Here is a 21480-nt window from a genome sequence, read left to right as displayed (position 1 = left end):
TTCAAATGTTTAAACCAACAGACATGACAATTGTGATAACTGTAGACATATAATAGAGGTGAAACCATGGGACAAAAAGCAATATCTATTTTTCAAACCTGCATCCCCTTATTCCAGGTACTTAGCGACAATCATCGTCAGGCGATATTACTTGCTCTTAGTGAGAAGGGCAGCATGACAGTGAATGAAATTACAGAGCAGTTCAGCCTATCCCGGCCTGCTATATCTCATCATCTCAAGTTATTGCTTGAAAAAGGGCTCATCTCCGTAGAACAGAAGGGCACACAACGATATTATTCCGCTTCATTAAGGTCCTCGGTAGAGCTGTTGAAGGAACTGGTTGGCGCGTTGGAAGAAGAGTGCTTATAAGCAAGAGTTGTTAACATGCCTAGGCATGTGGGCTAAATGTTCGTATGTTTAAACGAATCATCATTAACTCGAAGAGGAGTTGTATTATATGAGTGTCATGCAGGAATTAAGCGCACATGAAGTCGAAGAAATTTTACAGCAGCAACGGCAGTTTTTTCGCTCAGGGGCTACTCGTTCGGCCGAGTCTCGCATTACACATTTAACCCGGTTGAAACAGGCGATTCAGAAGTATGAGTCCCGTCTTACTGAGGCGCTCTTTCAGGATTTGGGCAAGAGTGAGTTCGAATCGTATACTACAGAGATTGGATTCATGCTGGATAGTATCACGCACACCATTCGGCAAGTGAAGAAATGGGTCAAGCCGGTCAAAGTCAAAACCCAATTCACGCTGATCGGGTCGAAAAGTTATATCATTCCTGAGCCTTATGGTGCGGTATTGATTATTGGACCTTTTAACTATCCATTCCAGCTGTTAATTGAACCCCTGGTTGGTGCGTTGGCAGCAGGCAATACGGCAGTCCTCAAAGCATCAGAGAACACACCAGCCGTCTCAGCTGTTATTCGCGAGATGATTAGCTCGGTATTCGAACCAGCATACGTTCACGTGGTCGAAGGAGCCAAAGACACCACCACGGCGCTTATTAATTCGCCTTTTGACTATATCTTTTTTACAGGAAGTGTACCCGTTGGCAAAATTGTCATGGAGGCCGCTGCCAAAAATCTCGTTCCAGTGACGCTGGAGCTTGGCGGTAAAAGTCCAGTCATCGTGGATAAGCATGCAGATATCAAAGTGGCTGCACAGCGTATTATATGGGGAAAGCTGCTCAATACGGGTCAGACCTGCATCGCTCCGGATTATCTGCTTGTGCATGAACAGGTGAAAGATTCGTTGATCTCCGAAATGAAAGCAGCAGTGGAAATGTTCTTTGGCACAGATATTCAGCATAATCGAGATTATGGGCGAATCGTCAACAAGGCGCATTTCAAACGTCTCACTACCCTTATTGAACGCGATCAAGCCCTCGTCATCTATGGTGGTCAATCCGATGAGGAAGACCGCTTTATTGAACCGACATTTATTGATGCTGAATCGTGGGAAGCGGCAACGATGGAAGACGAAATTTTTGGTCCGATTCTGCCGATTATCAGTTATTCCCATATTGATGAGGCGATTGCAGGAATTGAGAAGCGGCCGAAACCGCTGGCGCTATATCTCTTTACATCAGATACACAACTACAAGATAAAGTGATGCGCGAGGTTTCTTTTGGGGGAGGATGCATTAACGATACGATTACCCATGTAGCCAACCCACGTCTGCCTTTTGGAGGGGTAGGACATTCCGGTCTTGGTTCATATCACGGGCGTTATAGCCTGGAGACCTTCTCTCATATGAAAAGTGTGCTCAAAAAGAGCACCAGATTGAACTTGTCGATTTTATATCCGCCATACGATAACAAGCTGAAGACGATTAAACGTCTTTTGAAATAAAAGAACCGGCGTTTAATCATATACAACGTAGAGGCCATACTGGAATGATCTTCAATGGATGAAGCTCATTCCGGAACAGGCTGTTCCTGTCTGTAGCGTGTGGGTGAAATCCCTGACCAGCGCTTGAATTGACGACTGAAATGGGCAATATCCTTGTACCCTAGCATGGCAGCGATGTTCTGAACCGAAAGCTTGGGGTTACCCAGCAGAACTTTGGCTTCATGCAGAACCATTTCAGATAAATATACACGCGGAGACTGACCATATACCTGCCGAAATACACGGTTACAATGTGAGGAACTGATGCCCAGCTCTGCTGCAATATCATCAATGCCATAATGGCTGTCGGACTCACGTCCCTGCTTGAATTGCTGACTCACCAGTCCTTGCAGCCGATTACGAATTTGATGGGCCAGTTCGATTTTTTCATATCCGTCCGTAAACATTTGAGCTGCTTCCTGAGAGACAGCCTCCCACAAATGGCCGAACAACTCAAATACCGCCGATTGCAACTGCATGCGCTGCACCATCGTACTCGCCGCCCGGTTATCTGCAGAAGACATTAATTTGCGAAGTACAGGCTCGATCTGGCGGGTAACCGGACTATCTGCATCGAACAAAACCTGCTTGATTCGTGCAAGCAAAGAGAGAAATAACTGATCATCGATATCAAAATGCATGCAAAAATACGTAAACCCCTTGCCGTTATGGCTCAGGCTGGAATGAATGCTTCCTGGAGGAATCAGGAGCAATTCGCCAGCCTTTTGAATATACAGATTGCCGTTCACGGTCATATATTGTTCGCCTTCTGTTACATAATTCAGCTCATATTGTGGATGTTCGTGAGCTGGATAATCCCAATTCGCGCCGACACTTCGCAAATGTATAGCGAACAAATTCACCGTTGTTTGTACATCTGGGTAAAACACCTCATGCATACTCTCTCCCAGAGCGGGAGGCAAATAGGTGGAAGACATGGAAGACCCCCTTAATAAAAATAGAAACAGGTGTAACCGCTTTATATATATTATAGTCTATTAGCTTGATTTGGGTAAATATCCGATTGATATGACCATGGTCTACGGTGGAATGCCCATGGTAGGATGGGGCTAATGAAAACGTATGCAAACCATTTTGAGAGGGGTCATCGTTCATGAGCACATCCAAATCCATTTTTTATAATGCCCATCACTCACCGATCGGGGCTTTTGCCAGCTTTACGCTTGGATACAAAGGAGCCAAAGGCGGACTAGGCCTGGAGCTTGGCAAGCCAGCAGATCAGAACGTATATATTGGTTTACAATCTCGCGACAGTGAGAACTACGAAGCTTTACCATTTTTCGAAGCCGTTGAAGATGCAAGTGTTCGATATGATGTAGAGAAAGTGGACAATTCGGATTCAGATCAGGTGTCTTCGGCCTCGACAGAAAAAGGATCGAGCACACCAGCGGCAGCACAGGGAACACGCCCGCTAATTTCAGCGTTCCGCGATGAAGAGATTACGCGCGAGTTTACTTCGGGAACAGATACGTGGACGGCGGGTGATCTGACTTTCCGTATTTACTCACCTGTGCGTCCTGTACCCGAACCGCTGAGTGGTGATCGTGAAGCAATAATGGATGCGCTTGTGCCTGTGGTGCTGGTGGAGATAACAATTGATAACACGCAAGGACGCCAGTCGCGTAAAGCATATTTTGGCTACCAGGGAAATGATCCTTACTCAGCCATGCGTATCATCGGAGGACCTGAGGGTGGGGCATTAACCGGGGTTGGACAAGGTCGCCTAACTGCCATTTTATCTGCGGATGAGGGTCTATGGCCTGCTCGAGGATTTACATTGGAGAAGATATTGCAGGAGAAACATCGTGAGAATCTGGCCTTCGGTCTAGGTGAAACAGCTGCGTTGTTGATGGACGTTCCCGCCGGAGAGAAGCGTACGTACCAATTTGCCGTCTGTTTTTATCGCGGCGGGATCGTTACTTCGGGTATGGACACGACCTATTGGTATACACGTTATTTTGCAGATATCCAGGAAGCCGGGAAATATGCGCTTAACCGTTTCAACGAGCTGACTGCTTCCTGTAAGGAAATTGAGCAACGTCTCGGAGTAGCTGCTTTGAGTGAAGATCAGTCATTTATGCTTGCCCATTCCATTCACAGCTATTATGCAAGTACACAACTGCTGGATGCGGATGGAGAGCCGTTCTGGATCGTAAATGAAGGCGAATACCGGATGATGAACACACTTGATCTGACCGCAGATCAGTTGTATTTTGAACTTGCCTTAAACCCTTGGACCGTGCGTAACGAGTTAGAGTGGTTTGTGAAACGCTACAGTTATACAGATCAAGTGCGGTTCCCGGGCGAAGAGAAAGAATATCCGGGCGGCATTACTTTCACGCATGATATCGGCGTAGCCAATGTACTCTCACGTCCAGGGCACTCGGCGTATGAACTCGTGGGCATTGATGACTGCTTCTCGCAAATGAGCCACGAGGAACTGGTCAACTGGCTCTGCTGTGCAACTGTATATATTGAACAGACGCAGGATCGGGAATTTGTTAAGGAGATGCTGCCCGTCATTCGGGATTGCTTCGAAAGCATGTTAAACCGGGATCATCCGGATGAACACCAACGCAATGGTCTAATGGGGCTGGATAGCAGTCGTACCAAGGGCGGAGCCGAGATTACCACTTACGACAGCCTGGATGTGTCACTTGGACAATCCCGCAACAACATCTATCTGGCAGGAAAATGCTGGGCCGTCTATGTTGCACTGGAGAAGCTGTTCGCTGCAGAGAAGCTGGCTGAACTGTCTCATCATGCAGGACGTCAGGCGGATCGCTGTGCAGCCAGTATAGCAGCCCAGTTAACCGACGGTGGCTACATTCCGGCAGTGATCGCCGAAAATAATGATTCCCGCATCATTCCAGCCATTGAAGGCTTGGTGTTCCCATACTTCACCGGCTGTGAAGGCGCGCTGGATGTAAATGGCCGTTTCGGGCCTTACCTGCAAGCGCTTCGGACCCATTTTAAAACAGTTCTTGTCCCTGGTACTTGTCTGTTTGAAGATGGAGGCTGGAAGCTATCCTCTACGAGCAATAACTCATGGCTCAGCAAAATATATCTATCCCAATTCATCGCACGAGAACTGCTGGGCGTGGAATGGGATGAAATAGGGAAGGCTTCTGACGCTGCTCATGTAAACTGGCTGTTGCATCCAGAGGAATCCTACTGGTGTTGGAGTGACCAGATCCTGGCCGGTGTGGCGGTCGGAAGCAAGTATTACCCGCGCGGTGTAACATCGATTCTATGGCTGCTCGAAGGCAAAGGTAATCGTCTGGAACAGATCTATGCCAGCAAGGAGGCTGTACAATGAGCAACACAACCGTTCAATCCAATATCTCCGGCCCGCAATATGATGCGTGGCTTGGATATCTTCAAAGTCAAACCGCAGTAAAAGAAGCGGTCAAAAAATCAGCCCCTATCTGGAGTCATATCGTGACTGTAGCGGAAGATCAGGAAATTATATCAACAGCATCAGCCGAGCTGACTCAGGGACTGGATAAGCTGTTTGGCATCAAACCGAAAGTTATTCAGGAAACTGTCAGTCAAGTGAGCAAGTCGGATTCAGCCCACCAGGAGGCACAAGGGATCTGGCTTGGCACATGGACGGGTTCAGAAGCCGTGGCTCAGGCCTTCAGCGACACGGAACGCTCTACCGTGCAGGGAGAAGGTTATATTATCCGCGAAGATAAAGAGCAGGGTAGGCTGTTTATTGGTTCTGAAACCCCTCAAGGTGTTCTATATGGTACTTTTCATTTGTTGAGAGAGCTTGTTCTGGAGCAAGGAAACTCAAACGAAGTGCATCCTGCTGAGGTAAGATTAAGCTACATTTCAGAGCAGCCTGTTAATGCATTACGCATGATCAATCAGTGGGATAATGTGGACGGAAGCATTGAGCGTGGTTATGCTGGAAAATCCATTTTCTATGACAATGGAGAATTCACTCGTGACCTCGGGCGTATTCGAGATTATGCCAGATTGCTCGCTTCTACAGGCCTTAACGCCATTTCAATCAATAACGTTAACGTTCATCAGGTTGAGAGCCTGTTCCTGACAGAACGTTTCCTCGGCGATGTTGCGAAGGTTGCTGCCCAATTCAGAGCGTACGGTATCCGATTGTTCCTTAGCGCCAACTACGCTAGTCCGATCGAGATTGGTGGATTGCTTACGGCAGATCCGCTGGATGAACAGGTCCGTGAATGGTGGAACATTCAGACAGCCAAGGTGTATGCGGCAATCCCGGATTTTGGCGGCTATCTGATCAAAGCGGATTCCGAAAATCGGCCAGGACCCTTCACATATAACCGTGATCATGCCGATGGAGCGAACATGCTGGCCGAGGCACTTCGCCCGTTTGGTGGACTGGTAATATGGCGCTGCTTCGTCTATAACTGTAAACAAGACTGGCGTGACCGCTCCACGGATCGTGCACGGGCGGCATATGACCACTTCAAACCACTGGATGGCCGATTTGCGGATAACGTCATTTTGCAGATCAAGAATGGGCCAATGGACTTTCAGGTTCGCGAGGCCGTATCTCCACTGTTCGGAGCAATGGAGAACACAAATCAGGTATTGGAGTTCCAGATTACGCAAGAGTATACGGGTCAGCAGCGGCATCTGTGTTATCTGATTCCACAGTGGAAAGAAGTATTGGATTTTGATACGTTCGCCAAGGGGCCGGGTTCTGAAATCAAACGCATTGCTGACGGTTCTCTGTACAACAGGCCCTACAGCGGCTTTGCCGCAGTATCCAATATCGGTGCAGATGCTTGCTGGACAGGACATCCGCTCGCTCAGGCGAATCTATATGGATATGGAAGACTTGCTTGGAATCCAGAGCTGTCATCGGAAGAGATTGCGGAGGAGTGGGTCAGACTTACATTCGGACATGACGAAGAGGTCGTTCGTCTAATCTCTGGCATGCTTTTGAATTCGCTCGATATCTACGAAAGTTATACGGCACCACTCGGTGTAGGCTGGATGGTTAATCCGGAGCACCATTATGGGCCTAATGTGGATGGCTATGAATATTCCAAGTGGGGCACGTATCATTTTGCCGATTGTGATGGCATTGGTGTGGACCGGACAGTGAGCAGTGGAACAGGATACACTTCCCAATACCACCGCGAAAATGCCGAAAGATATGAATCCGTAGACTCCTGTCCGGACGAGCTGCTATTATTTTTCCACCATGTCCCGTATACGCATGTTCTGAATTCTGGCAAAACGGTCATTCAGCACATTTATGATACACATTTTGATGGAGCAGAGCAGGCGAAAGCATTAGCACAGACCTGGAGACAGCTGGAAGGCAAGATTGATCCAAATGTATTTGATAAGGTGTCTGCGTTACAGGCAGGGCAGGCGGAGCACGCCAAGGAATGGCGAGATATGATCAATACGTACTTCTATCGCAAAAGTGGTATTGCCGATGAACAAGGAAGAACGATATATTAATCTGGATACGAAAACTAGAACAGTCGAATCTTCTTCAGAGGAAAGAACAACGTTGACATACACGAAAAGGAGGGAACATATGGGAGATCATCAATTACCCGTAACCATGAAGGCTGCTGTCATGACAGAGCCTGGGCACATCATCATTGAGGAACAGGCTGTACCACAGCCGGCTGAAGACGAGGTGCTCATTCAGGTGATGGCCGTTGGCGTCTGCGGATCGGATGTGCATTATTTTGAACATGGTAGAATTGGCCGATTTGTAGTTGAGAAACCGATTATACTTGGACATGAATGTGCAGGTATTGTAGCGGCTGTAGGCTCAAGAGTTTCACGGTTGAAAGAAGGAGATCGGGTAGCCATTGAGCCCGGGGTAACCTGCGGACGATGCACGGCATGTAAAGAAGGTCGTTATAATCTGTGTCCCGATGTGCAATTTCTGGCGACGCCTCCGGTGGATGGGGCATTTGTACAGTACATGACCATTCGGGAGGATATGGTTTTCTCGATCCCGGATCATCTGTCTTTTGAAGAAGCAGCCATGAATGAACCTTTCTCGGTTGGCATTCATGCTGCAAGACGCAGTAAACTGGCTCCGGGCACTACACTTGCCATTATGGGCATGGGGCCTGTTGGATTGATGGCCGTTGCAGCTGCCAAATCGTTTGGCGTAGAACGCATCATCGTCACCGATCTGGAGGAAGTGCGGTTAGAGGCTGCTCGTCGTATGGGCGCAACCCATACCATTAATGTACGGAACGAGGATGCACAGGCGGTGATCCGTGATTTAACGAACGGCGTCGGTGTAGATACGGCTTGGGAAACTGCGGGGAATCCGAAGGCGCTTCAGTCGGCATTATATTCGCTCCGGCGAGGAGGCAAGCTTGCTATTGTAGGACTGCCTGCACAGGACGAAATTGCCTTGAATGTTCCTTTTATCGCGGACAACGAGGTGGATATATACGGAATCTTCCGTTACGCCAATACGTATCCGGCGGGAATTGAATTTCTGAGTTCAGGCCAGCATGATGTAATGTCCCTGATTACTGACCGTTATTCGCTTGAGGAGACGCAGCAGGCCATGGAACGGGCATTGCACAACAAAAGTGGCAGTCTGAAAGTAATGGTGTATCCGAACGGCAAATGAATCTAGTTCAAAGGAGCCCTGATATTTAGGGCTTCTTTTTTGTATTTTTCGCCATAAAAGGATTAAACAAGCTTCCATAACGTGGTATAATGCTTGAAGATTTTAATATATAAAATGATACACACCAAATGGGTTAATCAGCATCTAGCGAAAGGAACTGAAGGTTGTGAGAACACATGAATTTATGATTCACTCTGATTTCCACCGAGATGATCTGATGTCTGTATCTTCGCAAGCGTCGCGTTTTGCCTCGGATATTTCATTGTCATTTATGGATGCGAATCATGAGCATCGTGTAGATGTCAAAAGCCTGCTCGGAATGGCGCTTCTCCCCATTCGACATGGCAGTGTGGTGAGATTGCAGACACGGGGAAGAGATGAACTGGAAGCATTGGAATATATGCTAAATGTGCTGGAGAAGGGCTTAACTTGAACTCTGAAACCTGTGCAAATCATAGTGAATTATAAAATATTTATCGTTTCTTCAATTCCGACTGGTACTTCGTCCAAAAAAAGAGTATAATAAAATTTAGTTCTATTCTAAGAAGTACCCATATTAAAGGAGTGTAAATAGATTATGCCAAAAGCTGATATCCATCCAAAGACACAAACAGTAATTTTCTTCGATGCAAGTGCTGATTACAAATTCCTGAGTTCTTCGACTAAATTCTCGAACGAAACAATGGAATGGGAAGATGGTAACTCTTACCCAGTAATTCGTGTGGACACTAGCTCCGCATCCCACCCATTCTTCACTGGTAAACAAAGAAACGTGGACATCGGTGGTCGTGTTGATAAATTTAACCGTAAATACAACATCAAATAGGTTGTCCAAACCATTACAAGAAAACCTCGGGATTAATCCTGAGGTTTTTTTGTATACATGCCGATAGGTAAACCCATGTAATTCCGACTTAAAAGTAATTCTAATACCCATATATATTCAATTCCTCTAAAATTAATTCAACCAATTATTGCGCTTACAATAGTTTCGGATGTACACTAGGAAACAGAGTCAGACATATTGGAGGAGGAAATAGAGATGAGCAACATCAATCATATGGTAACGTTTACACTTTACGCAGGTAAAGATACACCAGAAGCAGAGGCATTTTTGAAAGAAAGTGCGGATGCACTGGCGAATATTCCCGGTGTAGAGCAATTCCAGGTCCTGCGTCAGGTGAGCGAAAAGAACGAGTTTGATTACAGTTTTTCGATGGTATTCGCCAATCAGGCTGCATATGATGCATATAATGATCACCCGGTTCACCGCAAATATGTGGAAGAACGGTGGGAAAAAGAAGTTAGTCGCTTCCAGGAAATCGATCTCATTCAGCACGGAAATTAATAAAATGATGAGTCTCATTGAACCAAACCGAAAATAGCATGAACTTCGAAAGCGTTTTCCAGTTTGATTAATGATGGTTACATCATTTTAAAATCCTTCTTTCTTCATCGCAAGATTTCATAATTACACGTTGCTCAAAGGAGGGGACTGTCCCTATGAAATTGGATCTTACAGGTAAAACGGCACTGGTGACAGGCGCAACTGGTCAATTGGGAAGGGTCATCGCTCGTACGTTAGCAGACTGTGGTGCTGATCTCGCGCTGCATTACATAAATAATGAAACGAAGGCTAAAGAGCTTCAAGCTGAGATTGAAGCCATCGGTCGAAAAACGGTCATTGTTCAGGGCGATATCACGAAGCAGGAAACGGCATTTCGGTTGCGGGATGAAATTCAGTCCAGCCTCGGCGATGTCGATATCGTGGTTGCCAATGCAGTCATCCAATATGCCTGGACAACGGTGCTGGAACAATCACCGGATGATTATATAAGCCAGTTCGAATCATGTGTGATGCAGAGTGTGTATCTTGCCAAAGCATTCATCCCATATATGAAAGAAGCCAGAGCTGGTCGATTCATTGGTATCAATACGGAATGTGCGATGCAAAATTTTGCTACTCAATCTGCATATACAGCAGGAAAACGCGGCATGGACGGTTTGTACCGTGTGTTGGCGAAAGAGGTAGGCGAATATCAGATTACCGTCAACCAGGTTGCGCCTGGATGGACGATCAGTGAGCGTGATCGCAACAATGAGTCGGGACATGATGAGGGTTATATTCAAACTGTTCCGTTGAAACGTAGGGGAGAAGATCAGGAAATTGCCAATGCGGTAGCATTTTTGGCATCAGACCTGTCCTCTTTTATTACAGGAGCTTATATCCCAGTCAGTGGCGGCAATGTGATGCCTGCCATTTAATACTGATTCTTGGATGTGAATGAATTACTAAATATGCAATGAACCGCTTTTTAAAGCGTAACAACCCATGATCCGCTTGTCAGTCCATGACAAGCGGATTTTTGTATATATCCATAAATACATATGATTTTGTTTCTAATTTCAAAAGATTGGGGTAAAAGAATAGGTAGTTTAACGCGGTGGAAACATAACTCAAAATAAGCGAATAAAGGAGACCGACCTGTCATGAAAAAAACAATTGCAGACGTTCTGGTCGAAGCACTATTGAACGCAGGCGTCAAACGCATCTATGGTATCGTTGGAGACTCCTTGAATGCGGTACTCGATTCCATCCGTCGTTCGGGTAAAATTGAATGGATTCATGTCCGCCATGAGGAAGTTGCTGCTTTTGCGGCCGGGGCAGATGCCCAAGTGAGCGGAAGTATCGCCGTATGTGCAGGCAGTAGCGGACCGGGAAACATGCACTTGATTAACGGTCTGTATGACTGTCATCGGAACCGTGTACCGGTACTTGCCATCGCTGCTCATATTCCGAGTGATGAGATCGGGAGTGAGTATTTTCAGGCGACTCATCCAGAGTATTTGTTTCAGGAATGCAGTCATTATTGTGAAGTCATCACAACAGCCAAACAGATGCCGCGTTCCTTTACGATGGCAATGCAGACCGCAGTAGCGCGTTCAGGCGTTTCCGTCATTATACTTCCGGGTGATGTAGCGGCTTTAGAAGCGGCTGACCTACCTGTGCCGGAGCATGTATATCATGCGACACAGCCTGTTGTTCACCCTTCCGAACCTGAACTGCGGAAACTGGCGGAATTCCTGAATCAAGGCAAAAAAATTACGTTGCTGTGTGGTGCAGGCTGCGCCGGTGCGCGTGAACCTCTGATGCAGCTCTGTGATCGCTTGAAATCCCCTATGGTTATTGCTTTGCGAGGCAAGGAATACCTGGAATACGATAACCCGTATTCGGTGGGCCTCACAGGATTAATCGGATATTCGTCTGGTTATCATGCCATGATGGACTGTGATGTGCTACTGATGCTGGGAACTGATTTTCCGTACCGTCAATTCTTCCCGGAAGATGCGGTTGTACTCCAAGTGGATATTCAGTCTTCACACCTTGGTCGCCGTACAAAGCTCGATTATGGAGTGTGCGGAGACATAAAGGCCACCATTGAAACATTATTACCTTATCTGACGGAAGAGCATAGCGACAAACATTTGCATAAAAGTGTGGAACGTTACGAGAAAGTTCGTAAAGAATTGGATGAGCTTGCCGTAGGTAAACCCGGAAAAACACCAATTCATCCACAGTATCTAACCAAGGTTATCAGTGATGCTGCAGCTGAAAATGCAATCTTCACCTGCGATGTAGGTACACCTACGGTATGGGCGGCTCGCTATATTGAAATGAGCCGCAATCGTCGATTGTTAGGTTCATTCAGTCATGGCACTATGGCGAATGCTCTTCCACAGGCAATTGGAGCACAGGTGTCTGATCCGGGAAGACAAGTGATTTCCTTGTCCGGTGATGGCGGCATTGCCATGCTGATGGGTGACCTTCTGACGCTTAAACAGCATAATCTCCCGATTAAAGTTGTCGTGTTTAACAACGGTGCACTCAGTTTTGTTGAACTGGAGATGAAAGCTGCCGGATTGCTTGAATCCGGTACCGAGCTCGTAAATCCCAACTTTGCCATGGTAGCTCAAGCGATGGGTCTCGAGGGGATACGGGTTGAAGATCCGGCTGATCTGGAAGAGGCTGTAGAGCGTGCATTGCAGCATGATGGCCCTGTTCTGATTGATGTTGTGGTGAACCGTCAGGAGCTGTCCCTGCCTCCGAAGATTAATATAAAACAGGCCGAAGGCTTCACCTTATGGATGATGAAGGCGGTGCTGAATGGGCGTGGCGATGAGCTGATTGAGCTGGCCAAAACCAATTTGCTAAGATAAGTATTAGGTTTTCCTTAGCATTATCCCAACATGTTCAACCGTCGACCTGACAATGTAAATGCATGAAATTAAACTGTACATCTCACCAAAAAGAAGGGGAATGTTACACGCTTTTATTAAGGAATTCCCCTTCTTGAGATGTCTAGTTTGTGATAGATATTATAGTATGCATTCATATTATATGGTTTGTTTTTAAATTGAAACTCCTTTAAAATAGGTAAAGTCAGGCAGGATTCAAAGCTTTTCACCCTACATATGTTGCATTCCGATGCAAGACCGCTTCATATCGAATTAACCGATCCGATGACAGATGACGAACACACATGGAGGAGATCAAAATGAGTCACAAAGGAAAAGTAGCAATTATCACTGGAGCAGGAAGTGGATTGGGCCAAGCGACTGCACTGAAGCTGGCAGAGAAGGGCGCGTCTATTGTGGTCGTTGATCTCGTGGCAGAGACGGGTCAGGAAACTGTAAAACAGATTGAGAAGCTGGGCGGTAAAGCCATTTTTGTACAAACGGATGTAAGCAAGGCGAACGAGGTAGAGAATTATGTTAACAAAACGATCGAGGAATTCGGCCGAATCGACATGTTCTTCAATAATGCCGGGATCGCTGGTCCTGGTATTAAACTAATTGAGCATACTATCGAGCAGTTTGACCAAATCATTGATATTAACCTGAGAAGTGTATTTTACGGATTGAAGTATGTGATTACCGAAATGCTCAAAACAGGTGGTGGTTCAATCGTCAATACGGCATCTACAGCAGGTATTGTGGGTGTTCAAGCAGTTGCACCATATGCAGCGACGAAGCATGGCGTAGTTGGACTAACACGTACAGCGGCCATTGAGTATGGTAAAGAAAACATTCGCGTGAATGCCATTGCCCCAGGTACGATTGAAACTCCAATGGTGGTTCAGTTTGGTAAGGATAATCCTGAAGTATTCAAAGCGACCCTTGACAGCATTCCGTCCGGTCGTCTCGGTAAGCCTGAAGAGATTGCCAATCTGGTATCCTTCCTGCTAGGAGACGAAGCTCCGTATATTAATGGCGCTGTTTATCCGATTGATGGTGCTGTAACTGCACAATAAGGCACCAATCAGACTGGAATAAGAAAGAGAGGCTACTGTAATTTCACAGTGCCTCTCTTTTTGCGTTTTATCATTTTTATTCTTAAACTTAAGCTCAATCATGCCACATTGGAAGATTTGCTCTGTGCTGTTGTGGCCATTGCCGGACGATAGGCAAGAATGATGATGATCATTGCAATTAGCACTCCTGCAGCTCCAATCCAGGTGATGGATGACAATGATACTGAGCTGACGGCGATTCCCCCAATACCTGCACCAGCAGCCATGGCTAGTTGCATTACGGAACTGTTCAGACTTAACATAATTCCAGACGATTCTGGAGCCATTGTAACCAGATTATATTGCTGTGTTGGGCCGGAAGACCAAGCGGAGAAGGACCATAGGATCAACACAATGAAGATGGCCATACCTGAATGAGCCGTGATGTTTAGCACCAGCAGACTTATGACATGCAGGGCCATTCCCAGGATGAGTGTTCGCTTTACTCCCATACGATCGGCGCTGTATCCTCCAGATTTGGAACCAATCAGACTTGCGATTCCAAAAGCCAGCAAAGCGGAACTTAACAACGTTTCGCTCATGCCTGCAACAGATACCAAGTAGGGTGAAATGTAGGTATACGCAATAGAATAGCCTCCTAACCAGAAAAAGCTGACAAGTAGCGCAAATCCAATACGAGGTTGTTTGAGGAGCGCTAATTGTTTTTTCAAAGGAACGGGTGCTTCGCCTTCAGATGGCGGGATCGTAGATGCAATAACAATCATGGCAATCACACCCAAAATCGCGATACCTGCAAAAATAAGTTTCCAATCCCAAGCTGCAGCAACCATTCTTCCCAATGGAACTCCCACGATCAGGGATGCGGTAAACCCCGTAATGACCGTTGCGATAGAGCTGGCCTGTTTGCCTGAGGGCGCTATTTTGGCAGCGACTGTCAAGGCTGTTACAACGACGACTCCGGCTCCCAGCGCCATGAGGACACGTGCAGCGATAAAGAGTCCATATCCAGGTAACAGGTAGGCCAAGACATTACCAACGACAAAAAGTCCCAGAAAGTAGAGCAGCAGCTTTCGTCGATCCATGCGGGATGTTAAAGCGATAATGATGGGCGTACCGAGTGCATAAATGAGCGAAAAAATTGTGATCAGCTGTCCCGCAGCAATCAACGATATATTCATGGTGTCCGAGATCCGATCTAGAATGCCTGCAATGACATATTCGGAGGTCCCTACAAGAAAGCTGACCAAGGCTAGGACATAGATTTGCCATATGTTAGACATGAGTATATAACCTCTTTCTGATTATAATTATTATATCTTTAGAAATATAGAAATAAAGACGAGAGAACAGGATTAAGAAAAAACTAATCTACCAATGAGGCAAAGCGAGTACTTAATCTATCAAATGTACCGGGTGTTAAGGCAAAAGGGTATTTATACGACTACGATGAGGCTCAGCGGACCAGGTAGCATTACCAATATAATGATTTTATATTTCTAGTATTATGGAAACATAAAACAAAAATTTTACTTCTCCAACAGATATGGAACGAATCTCTGTACAGTGTCCGTATTCAGACTGTAGTAAATATACGTACCTTTCTTTTGTGAGGTCAACAAACCACAATCGGAAAGTTGTTTCAGGTGATGAGATAAAGTGGAGAGCGCTACCGTTACAAGCCGATTCTCTAAATCAGCTGGGCACAGGTTACTTTCACCTGAAAGGATCTGAATGATTTTATATCGCGTTTGTTCTCCAAGAGCTTTGTGAATTTTCACAGCCTGTTCAATATCAATCGGATTGGATTGCATCAAAATCGGTCCTTTCGTCTTTATTTCTTATTTCTATAAATATTGAAATAACTTTATCATGTCTTTTGAGAAAAGTAAACTCCCCGCGAAGATCGTTGTTTCCAGTTGAACATGAAACAACTGAAAGCAAAAACCTTTGCGGGGAGTTGGGAAGCCCATCTAAACTCACTTATTACAGGCGTTCAAGAGACTCAACGTAATCTTTGGCATCTTTCAATGACAGGTTTCTCGCCTCACGAGCCTTTTTGATTGCAATTATTTTCTTGCCCTGTTGTGCAAGTGCCTGCAATTCTTTATCAAGTTCAGTCAGGTCAGCCTGTGCCGGTGGAAGTGGAGATACGTTCATTGCAGATTCGTTATAACTGAGAGGGGAGTGTGCGGTACTGCCTGAACCATTTTCCAGACGTTCAACATCCCTTTTCAATTCATTCAACTGGGTCTGCAAGCTGATGACGCGAACTAATAAGATAAGAATAAGAAATAAAAAAACGACTAAAACAATGGTGTTTATTTCCATGCAGTCAGGTGCCTCGCTTTCCTTGCTTCAAATACATAACTATTTAAGCTGTACCGGGATCTCCTTAACACCTCGAACAATCATGCCGGGTCTCCATTCAAGTTCATTAACATCCGTCTGCAGCTGCATATCAGGAAAGCGGCGAAGCAGCGTATTAATGGCAATCTCGCCTTCCAGTCGCGCGAGAGGGGCTCCCAGACAGAGATGAATGCCTTTGCCAAAGGCCAAATGTGCGCTCTTCTCGCGAGTGATATCAAAAACATCGGCATCCTTAAATTTCGCTTCATCCCGATTGGCTGAATCCAGCGCTACAATAACAATTTCGCCTTCAGCGATGTGATGTCCATGAAATTCAATGTCCTCGGATGCCCAGCGGGATGTGCTGAACTCAACCGGTCCGTTATAACGCAGCATTTCTTCTACGGCGTTATGGATTAATTCAGGCTGCTTGATCAACAGGTCGCGTTGCTCCGGGTGCTCCAATAGAGCAAGTACACCATTACCGATCAGGTTAACGGTTGTTTCGTGTCCGGCGATGATCAGCAGAGCAACTACACCGAGCAGTTCCTTTTCAGTGAGTTGTTCTCCAGATTCTTCTGCTACAACGAGCTGGCTGATCAGATCGTCACCCGGCTGCTCGCGTACTTTGGCAAACCAAGCATTCAGGTAATCAATGAATTCCTTGGCATGCTTCTCAAACACTTCGGAATGCTCTGCACTTGTCGCATCGATGATGGAATTGGACCACAGACGAAATTTGTCCTGATCTTCAAGAGGTACGCCCAGGATCTCGCTGATCACAATGATCGGTAATGGAAAAGCAAACTCATCAATCAGATTCATTTTATCCTGAGAATTGAGATTATCCAGAAGATCGTCAGCAATATCTTGAATATGGCTTCTCATGCCCTCAATCAATCTGGGAGTAAAAGCCTTCTGTACGAGTCCACGTAACCGGCGATGATCAGGTGGATCGGAAAAAAGCATGTTATGCACGAATATATTTTGTTGATCGGGTCCATAACGTTTGACTACATCCTTACTGAAACGGTTGTCTTTTAATACTTCGACTGCATCCTCATATCGGCTAATAATCCAACCGAAATCACCCTGAGGGAACAGGATTCTGTAAATGGGATCATTCTGTCTCAGCTTTTCATATACGGGGTAAGGGTTCTGAGTAAATTCTCTGGTGAAGAACTCAGGCTGTGAAGTTTCATTAGTACTCAAATGGTTAATCTCCTCTCATCAAAAGCTCGTAATGTTACGCATCTTATCTAAGGGATCATATGTTTATTTCGGTGGCTTCATACGAAAAGCCTGCACCATCTATATATTCAATATTGGAGCGATTGAAACCTTGTTTTTGACTAACAATTATGGTATGAAAAGCCTACTTATTTTAGATAGAATATCACATGGAATAAGAAATAAAATCAAAAGAAATGAAGTAAAGACACAGACTACTTGGCTGTGTTTTTTTGTGCGATTGGACTTAAGCTGCTTGAACCATATGACGAGGCGTTTAATGAACTATAGGGTCGTATGGCCTATAATATGAAGTTTTCTACTACAACAACGTTGATTCAAATTAGTTTTGAATGCAGTCGCCATAATGCAGCGATATAAGTAATTCACAATTACGCTACGGACTATGTCCATTGGCTCAGGAAGAATGCCGATAAGAAGGACGTTTCAACCATTTTTGGCGTTTTCTACGTTCGTTCAGAGGCTGCTGTGATAAGATAAAGCTTAATAAGAACATACGATCTGTTTATGCGAGAGGAGAAACCTTGACGATGGAGATGCTTAAGCCGCCCGCCGAGACACTATATGAGACAGAATTAAAGGCATTACGAGAAGAAGACACGGGAAAACGTCCGCCAAATTGGCTGTTGTCCCCTACATATGTGCGTGATTTTATTATTGGTAGGGATAAGCCAGCCATATTGGATGGAGAAGAGATCACGATTAGCAGGAAATTTTATGGCAACGATGTTCTCATTGAACGTGCAGTAGTGACACTGGCAGGCAATCGGGGATTAATGCTGGTAGGGGAGCCTGGGACAGCCAAGACTATGTTAAGTGAATTGCTAACCGCGGCCATTTCTGGTACCAGTCTGAACACGATTCAGGGTACGGCAGGTACAACCGAAGACATGATTAAATATTCCTGGAATTATGCCATGCTGCTGGATAAAGGTCCGTCCGAAGCCGCACTTGTGCCCTCACCTTTGTATAACGGAATGAAGAAAGGAATTCTTACTCGTTTTGAGGAGATTACACGTTGCCCCGCTGAAGCACAGGACAGCCTGATCAGTATTCTGAGTGACAAGGTGATGAGTATACCTGAGCTGGATGGTGGTGTGCTGTTTGCCAAACCAGGGTTTAACGTGATTGCTACGGCGAACATTCGCGATAAAGGTGTCAATGAAATGAGTGGTGCGCTGAAGCGCCGTTTCAATTTTGAGACGATCAAACCGATTAGCAGTGTGAAAATGGAAGCCAAAATTATTGAATCCCAGGCGCGAAGCCTATTATTACATAGCGGAATAGACACCGAGATTAATTCGGATGTGGTTGAATTGCTGGCCACGACATTTATGGAGCTTCGCACAGGAATGACGCGGGAAGGTTACAAGTTGGATACGCCCCAAGCGTCCATGAGTACGGCTGAAGCCGTATCTGTTTATGTACAGAGTGCAATGACTTCCTATTATTACGAAGACAAGGGAATCGCATTGGATCGGCTGGTGCAAAACATGTTGGGGACGATAGCGAAAGAAAGCGACAAGGATCTGTCCATCCTCAAAACCTACTTCTCTAAGGTCGTGAAGGAGCGGTCCAGAGAAGAGGGAATTTGGAAGGATTACTACGAGGAAAAGAAATGGATCGGTTAAGAGGAAAAGCGGATCTGGATGTTGCCCAGTTAAAGACGCTATTTGAGTCCCAGGTGTATAACCTGAACAACGGAACGCTTTATTTTCCCATACGCCATCATAGTCCAGCCTGTTCCTATCATTTGCTGCGATTAATTGAAGAATACAAGCCGGATATCATTCTAATAGAAGGACCTGAGAGCGGCAATCCCTTACTTCAAGTTCTGTCTGATGAGGCGACAGTACCTCCTGTCAGTCTTTACTACACCTATGAGAGTGAAGAGGAGAGAGCGGCCTGTTATTATCCGATGCTTCGTTATTCTCCTGAATATGTAGCGCTGAAAGAAGCAGCTCGGCTGAGCATCCCTGCAACTTTTATCGACCTGGATTATCATCATTTCTCCAAGCCCAACAAGGCAGAACAGCGGGAGATATCCATTCAAGACGAGACATTGCTTGCAGGGTCTGAGTTTATCCACCGTTTATGCCAGAAAACAAACTGTCGAAGTTTCGATGAATTGTGGGAGAGCGTATTTGAAATTGGTGGTCTGGAGAAGTCAACACAGGCATTTGTACAGGATGTATTCACGTACTGCACCTTATCCCGGATGTGTTATTCAGCAGAGCGCTTGCACAGTACAGGTGATTTGGCAAGAGAAGCTCATATGAGAAGTCGTATTAAGCAGGCTGGGCAGGAGCATGAACGTGTGCTTGTCATTACTGGCGGATTTCATACGTATGGACTGCTGATGCCCGAGAATCATGAGACGGACTCAGAAGAGATGACGATGCAAGAGCTTGTGAAGGCTCAGAATTCGGTGCATCAGCAGATGTATCCCATGGTCTACACGTTTGCCGAAGCGGATCGGCTGAATGGGTATGCAAGCGGCATGCCTTACGTGAATTATTACGAACAGATATGGACTCAGCTGCTTCAGCAAAAGAACTCCGTGTACAATTTGACCGCTTTGGACTTGTTATCACGACTAACCCGCAAGCTGAGGGAAGGGCATGAACATGTATCAACCAGCGACGCTATTGAGGCATACAGCATGGTTCAAGGACTCGCAGGACTGAGAGGAAAAAGGGAAGGTGGAGTCTATGAGCTGATGGATGCAACACTTTCTTCCTTTGTTAAGGGTGAACTTACGTTAGCTTCAGACAAACCAATACAAGAACTGCACAGATTGCTAACCGGGGATGTCATCGGAAAAGTGGCTCCCAACCCATTCTGTATTCCGATCGTTGAGGATTTCAAAGAACGTTGTACAGAATCAAAACTTCATATTCGTACTACAGGCCAACATAAGAAGATACTTGATTTATATGCCAAACCAGATCATCGTCGGCAAAGTCAATTGTTTCAATGTATGGTCTATCTCGTTCCGGATTTCGCGAAGCGACAATCAGGCCCGGATTGGATTGCACAGCGTGCCATGAACCTTGTTCGGGAGACGTGGGTATATTCCTATTCCTCCAGAATTGAGGCTCGATTAATCGAGAACTCGCTCTATGGAGGCACAATTCGGGAAGCCGCTACGCGCAAGATGGAAGAGGAAATGCAGGGAATACCGGATCATCACAGCGGTGACCTCGCCAAATCCATGCTGCTGGCTCTGCTCATGGGCCTGCAGGATAGCGCAATGAAGCTGTATGAACAAGTAAAGTCAGCGCTCCGGAAGGATGGGAATTTCTTGTCACTGTGCGGAAGTCTGCATATGTTGAATCGAATTCAGCAGCATCGCAGACTTCTTGGGTTGTCTGAGGAACAGCAGCTTCTCAACCTCGTGTCCGAAGCCTATAACAATGCCGTGGACAAACTGATGCAGCTCTCAAGAACGAATCCGGATGAACATGAAGCGATTGTCCAGGGACTGAAGCTGCTTGCCATGCTGGCAGAATCGTCCGAAGAGCATTTCCGGGATGAACCATTCAGGGCACATCTGGATGAACTTCTGTCAGACAGCCAGCTTCCGGCACAGCTGGAGGGGGTGTGTATTGCCATATCTTCAGGACTTGGCGATAGGCATAGAGAAGAGATCGTGGATCGAGCACGTGCATATATCCGGGGATCGCAGGAACAGACTCGCCAGACTGCACTTTATCTACAGGGTGTGTTCTCTGTAGCACGGGACGCTTTTCTGTATGAAGATCAGCTTTTATCAGAATTGAACTATATGATCGAGAAGCTTGATTATGAAGAGTTTATTCGTATGATCCCTGAACTTCGTTTGGCGTTTACTTACTTCACACCAATGGAGACAGGCCTGATTGCGGATCGGGTTGCGAACTTGCATCAGGTAGAGAACGAAGAGATGTCATGGCCTTCCGTTGACGAGCGATTGCTGATCCAGACGAAAACATGGGATGAAGCCCTTCGGAAGGAGTTTGACGCATGGAAGCTGATCTGAATGAGCTCAATACTACCAA

At 46.0% G+C, this 21480-nt stretch carries 18 protein-coding genes; 13 read left to right on the top strand and 5 right to left on the bottom strand.

The annotated features are described in order from the left end of the window. Nucleotides 1-66 precede the first annotated feature (66 nt). Together gpAD87_RS10405 and gpAD87_RS10400 are read left to right on the top strand one after the other, a co-directional pair. A complete protein-coding gene (locus gpAD87_RS10405; protein ID WP_063563882.1) occupies nt 67-369 on the top strand; it encodes an ArsR/SmtB family transcription factor in 303 nt (100 codons plus the stop codon). Between the two features lie 97 nt (nt 370-466). After that, a complete protein-coding gene (locus tag gpAD87_RS10400) occupies nt 467-1858 on the top strand; it encodes an aldehyde dehydrogenase (RefSeq protein WP_064640847.1) in 1392 nt (463 codons plus the stop codon). Nucleotides 1859-1923: 65 nt separating this feature from the next. On the opposite strand, the gene gpAD87_RS10395 is transcribed toward gpAD87_RS10400, so the two are convergent. Then, entirely contained in the window at nt 1924-2835 is a 912-nt protein-coding gene (locus gpAD87_RS10395; RefSeq protein ID WP_064638073.1) for a helix-turn-helix domain-containing protein, read from the bottom strand. Between the two features lie 176 nt (nt 2836-3011). Here gpAD87_RS10395 and gpAD87_RS10390 point away from each other — a divergent pair, with 176 nt between their 5' ends. The 9 genes from gpAD87_RS10390 to gpAD87_RS10350 all read left to right on the top strand — a co-directional run bounded on the left by gpAD87_RS10390 (nt 3012) and on the right by gpAD87_RS10350 (nt 13843). Next, a complete protein-coding gene (locus tag gpAD87_RS10390) occupies nt 3012-5237 on the top strand; it encodes a glycoside hydrolase family 52 protein (protein ID WP_064638071.1) in 2226 nt (741 codons plus the stop codon). After that, nucleotides 5234-7384 carry an alpha-glucuronidase family glycosyl hydrolase gene (locus tag gpAD87_RS10385; RefSeq protein WP_064638068.1) on the top strand — a complete coding sequence of 717 codons (2151 nt, stop codon included), beginning with the start codon at nt 5234-5236 and terminating at the stop codon, nt 7382-7384. The genes gpAD87_RS10390 and gpAD87_RS10385 overlap by 4 nt, the downstream gene beginning before the upstream one ends. 79 nt (nt 7385-7463) lie before the next feature. Further along, the gene (locus gpAD87_RS10380) at nt 7464-8531 is read left to right on the top strand and encodes an NAD(P)-dependent alcohol dehydrogenase (protein ID WP_064638066.1); all 1068 of its coding nucleotides are present in this window, start codon (nt 7464-7466) and stop codon (nt 8529-8531) included. Nucleotides 8532-8715: 184 nt separating this feature from the next. Continuing rightward, a complete protein-coding gene (locus tag gpAD87_RS10375; RefSeq protein WP_079696156.1) occupies nt 8716-8964 on the top strand; it encodes an HPr family phosphocarrier protein in 249 nt (82 codons plus the stop codon). Nucleotides 8965-9108: 144 nt separating this feature from the next. Continuing rightward, nucleotides 9109-9357 (top strand): type B 50S ribosomal protein L31, encoded by a 249-nt coding sequence (locus tag gpAD87_RS10370; RefSeq protein ID WP_063563876.1) that lies wholly within the window; start codon nt 9109-9111, stop codon nt 9355-9357. A gap of 216 nt (nt 9358-9573) precedes the next feature. Continuing rightward, nucleotides 9574-9879: a Dabb family protein gene (locus gpAD87_RS10365; RefSeq protein WP_063563875.1), complete on the top strand. Its 306-nt coding sequence runs from the start codon at nt 9574-9576 to the stop codon at nt 9877-9879. A 155-nt stretch (nt 9880-10034) separates the two neighbouring features. Beyond that, a complete protein-coding gene (locus gpAD87_RS10360; protein ID WP_064638063.1) occupies nt 10035-10796 on the top strand; it encodes an SDR family NAD(P)-dependent oxidoreductase in 762 nt (253 codons plus the stop codon). 225 nt (nt 10797-11021) lie between these two features. Beyond that, nucleotides 11022-12749 carry a ubiquinone-dependent pyruvate dehydrogenase gene (gene poxB, locus gpAD87_RS10355; protein ID WP_064638060.1) on the top strand — a complete coding sequence of 576 codons (1728 nt, stop codon included), beginning with the start codon at nt 11022-11024 and terminating at the stop codon, nt 12747-12749. Between the two features lie 338 nt (nt 12750-13087). Further along, nucleotides 13088-13843, top strand: coding sequence for an SDR family NAD(P)-dependent oxidoreductase (locus gpAD87_RS10350; RefSeq protein WP_063563872.1), 756 nt, complete (start codon nt 13088-13090; stop codon nt 13841-13843). A 98-nt stretch (nt 13844-13941) separates the two neighbouring features. Here gpAD87_RS10350 and gpAD87_RS10345 read toward each other — a convergent pair whose 3' ends face one another. The 4 genes from gpAD87_RS10345 to gpAD87_RS10330 all read right to left on the bottom strand — a co-directional run bounded on the left by gpAD87_RS10345 (nt 13942) and on the right by gpAD87_RS10330 (nt 17401). Then, on the bottom strand, nt 13942-15123 hold the full coding sequence (locus tag gpAD87_RS10345) for an MFS transporter (RefSeq protein WP_064638058.1): 1182 nt from the start codon (nt 15121-15123) through the stop codon (nt 13942-13944). 246 nt (nt 15124-15369) lie between these two features. Continuing rightward, entirely contained in the window at nt 15370-15654 is a 285-nt protein-coding gene (locus gpAD87_RS10340) for an ArsR/SmtB family transcription factor (protein WP_064638055.1), read from the bottom strand. Between the two features lie 172 nt (nt 15655-15826). Further along, nucleotides 15827-16171, bottom strand: a complete 345-nt coding sequence (locus tag gpAD87_RS10335; protein WP_064638052.1) for a hypothetical protein — start codon at nt 16169-16171, stop codon at nt 15827-15829. 39 nt (nt 16172-16210) lie between these two features. Beyond that, nucleotides 16211-17401 (bottom strand): cytochrome P450 family protein, encoded by a 1191-nt coding sequence (locus gpAD87_RS10330; protein WP_064638050.1) that lies wholly within the window; start codon nt 17399-17401, stop codon nt 16211-16213. A 569-nt stretch (nt 17402-17970) separates the two neighbouring features. Between gpAD87_RS10330 and gpAD87_RS10325 the strand changes: the two genes are divergently transcribed. After that, complete coding sequence (locus gpAD87_RS10325) at nt 17971-19071, top strand: ATP-binding protein (RefSeq protein ID WP_064638048.1); 1101 nt, start codon at nt 17971-17973, stop codon at nt 19069-19071. Then, nucleotides 19059-21461, top strand: a complete 2403-nt coding sequence (locus tag gpAD87_RS10320; RefSeq protein WP_064638046.1) for a DUF5682 family protein — start codon at nt 19059-19061, stop codon at nt 21459-21461. The genes gpAD87_RS10325 and gpAD87_RS10320 overlap by 13 nt, the downstream gene beginning before the upstream one ends. The last annotated feature ends 19 nt before the right edge of the window (nt 21462-21480 follow it).

Source organism: Paenibacillus sp. AD87, from assembly GCF_001659845.1.
GTDB classification, from domain to species: Bacteria; Bacillota; Bacilli; order Paenibacillales; family Paenibacillaceae; genus Paenibacillus; species Paenibacillus marchantiae.
The sequence above is the reverse complement of the archived record's forward strand: the minus strand, read 5'-3'. Positions and strand labels throughout refer to the sequence as shown.

What these genes read in the sequence shown, in the direction of transcription:
- gpAD87_RS10405 (WP_063563882.1), top strand. Translation starts at nt 67, where the DNA reads ATGGGACAAAAAGCAATATCTATTTTTCAAACCTGCATCCCCTTATTC.
- gpAD87_RS10400 (WP_064640847.1), top strand. Translation starts at nt 467, where the DNA reads ATGCAGGAATTAAGCGCACATGAAGTCGAAGAAATTTTACAGCAGCAA.
- gpAD87_RS10395 (WP_064638073.1), bottom strand. Translation starts at nt 2,835, where the DNA reads ATGTCTTCCACCTATTTGCCTCCCGCTCTGGGAGAGAGTATGCATGAG.
- gpAD87_RS10390 (WP_064638071.1), top strand. Translation starts at nt 3,012, where the DNA reads ATGAGCACATCCAAATCCATTTTTTATAATGCCCATCACTCACCGATC.
- gpAD87_RS10385 (WP_064638068.1), top strand. Translation starts at nt 5,234, where the DNA reads ATGAGCAACACAACCGTTCAATCCAATATCTCCGGCCCGCAATATGAT.
- gpAD87_RS10380 (WP_064638066.1), top strand. Translation starts at nt 7,464, where the DNA reads ATGGGAGATCATCAATTACCCGTAACCATGAAGGCTGCTGTCATGACA.
- gpAD87_RS10375 (WP_079696156.1), top strand. Translation starts at nt 8,716, where the DNA reads ATGATTCACTCTGATTTCCACCGAGATGATCTGATGTCTGTATCTTCG.
- gpAD87_RS10370 (WP_063563876.1), top strand. Translation starts at nt 9,109, where the DNA reads ATGCCAAAAGCTGATATCCATCCAAAGACACAAACAGTAATTTTCTTC.
- gpAD87_RS10365 (WP_063563875.1), top strand. Translation starts at nt 9,574, where the DNA reads ATGAGCAACATCAATCATATGGTAACGTTTACACTTTACGCAGGTAAA.
- gpAD87_RS10360 (WP_064638063.1), top strand. Translation starts at nt 10,035, where the DNA reads ATGAAATTGGATCTTACAGGTAAAACGGCACTGGTGACAGGCGCAACT.
- poxB (WP_064638060.1), top strand. Translation starts at nt 11,022, where the DNA reads ATGAAAAAAACAATTGCAGACGTTCTGGTCGAAGCACTATTGAACGCA.
- gpAD87_RS10350 (WP_063563872.1), top strand. Translation starts at nt 13,088, where the DNA reads ATGAGTCACAAAGGAAAAGTAGCAATTATCACTGGAGCAGGAAGTGGA.
- gpAD87_RS10345 (WP_064638058.1), bottom strand. Translation starts at nt 15,123, where the DNA reads ATGTCTAACATATGGCAAATCTATGTCCTAGCCTTGGTCAGCTTTCTT.
- gpAD87_RS10340 (WP_064638055.1), bottom strand. Translation starts at nt 15,654, where the DNA reads ATGCAATCCAATCCGATTGATATTGAACAGGCTGTGAAAATTCACAAA.
- gpAD87_RS10335 (WP_064638052.1), bottom strand. Translation starts at nt 16,171, where the DNA reads ATGGAAATAAACACCATTGTTTTAGTCGTTTTTTTATTTCTTATTCTT.
- gpAD87_RS10325 (WP_064638048.1), top strand. Translation starts at nt 17,971, where the DNA reads ATGGAGATGCTTAAGCCGCCCGCCGAGACACTATATGAGACAGAATTA.
- gpAD87_RS10320 (WP_064638046.1), top strand. Translation starts at nt 19,059, where the DNA reads ATGGATCGGTTAAGAGGAAAAGCGGATCTGGATGTTGCCCAGTTAAAG.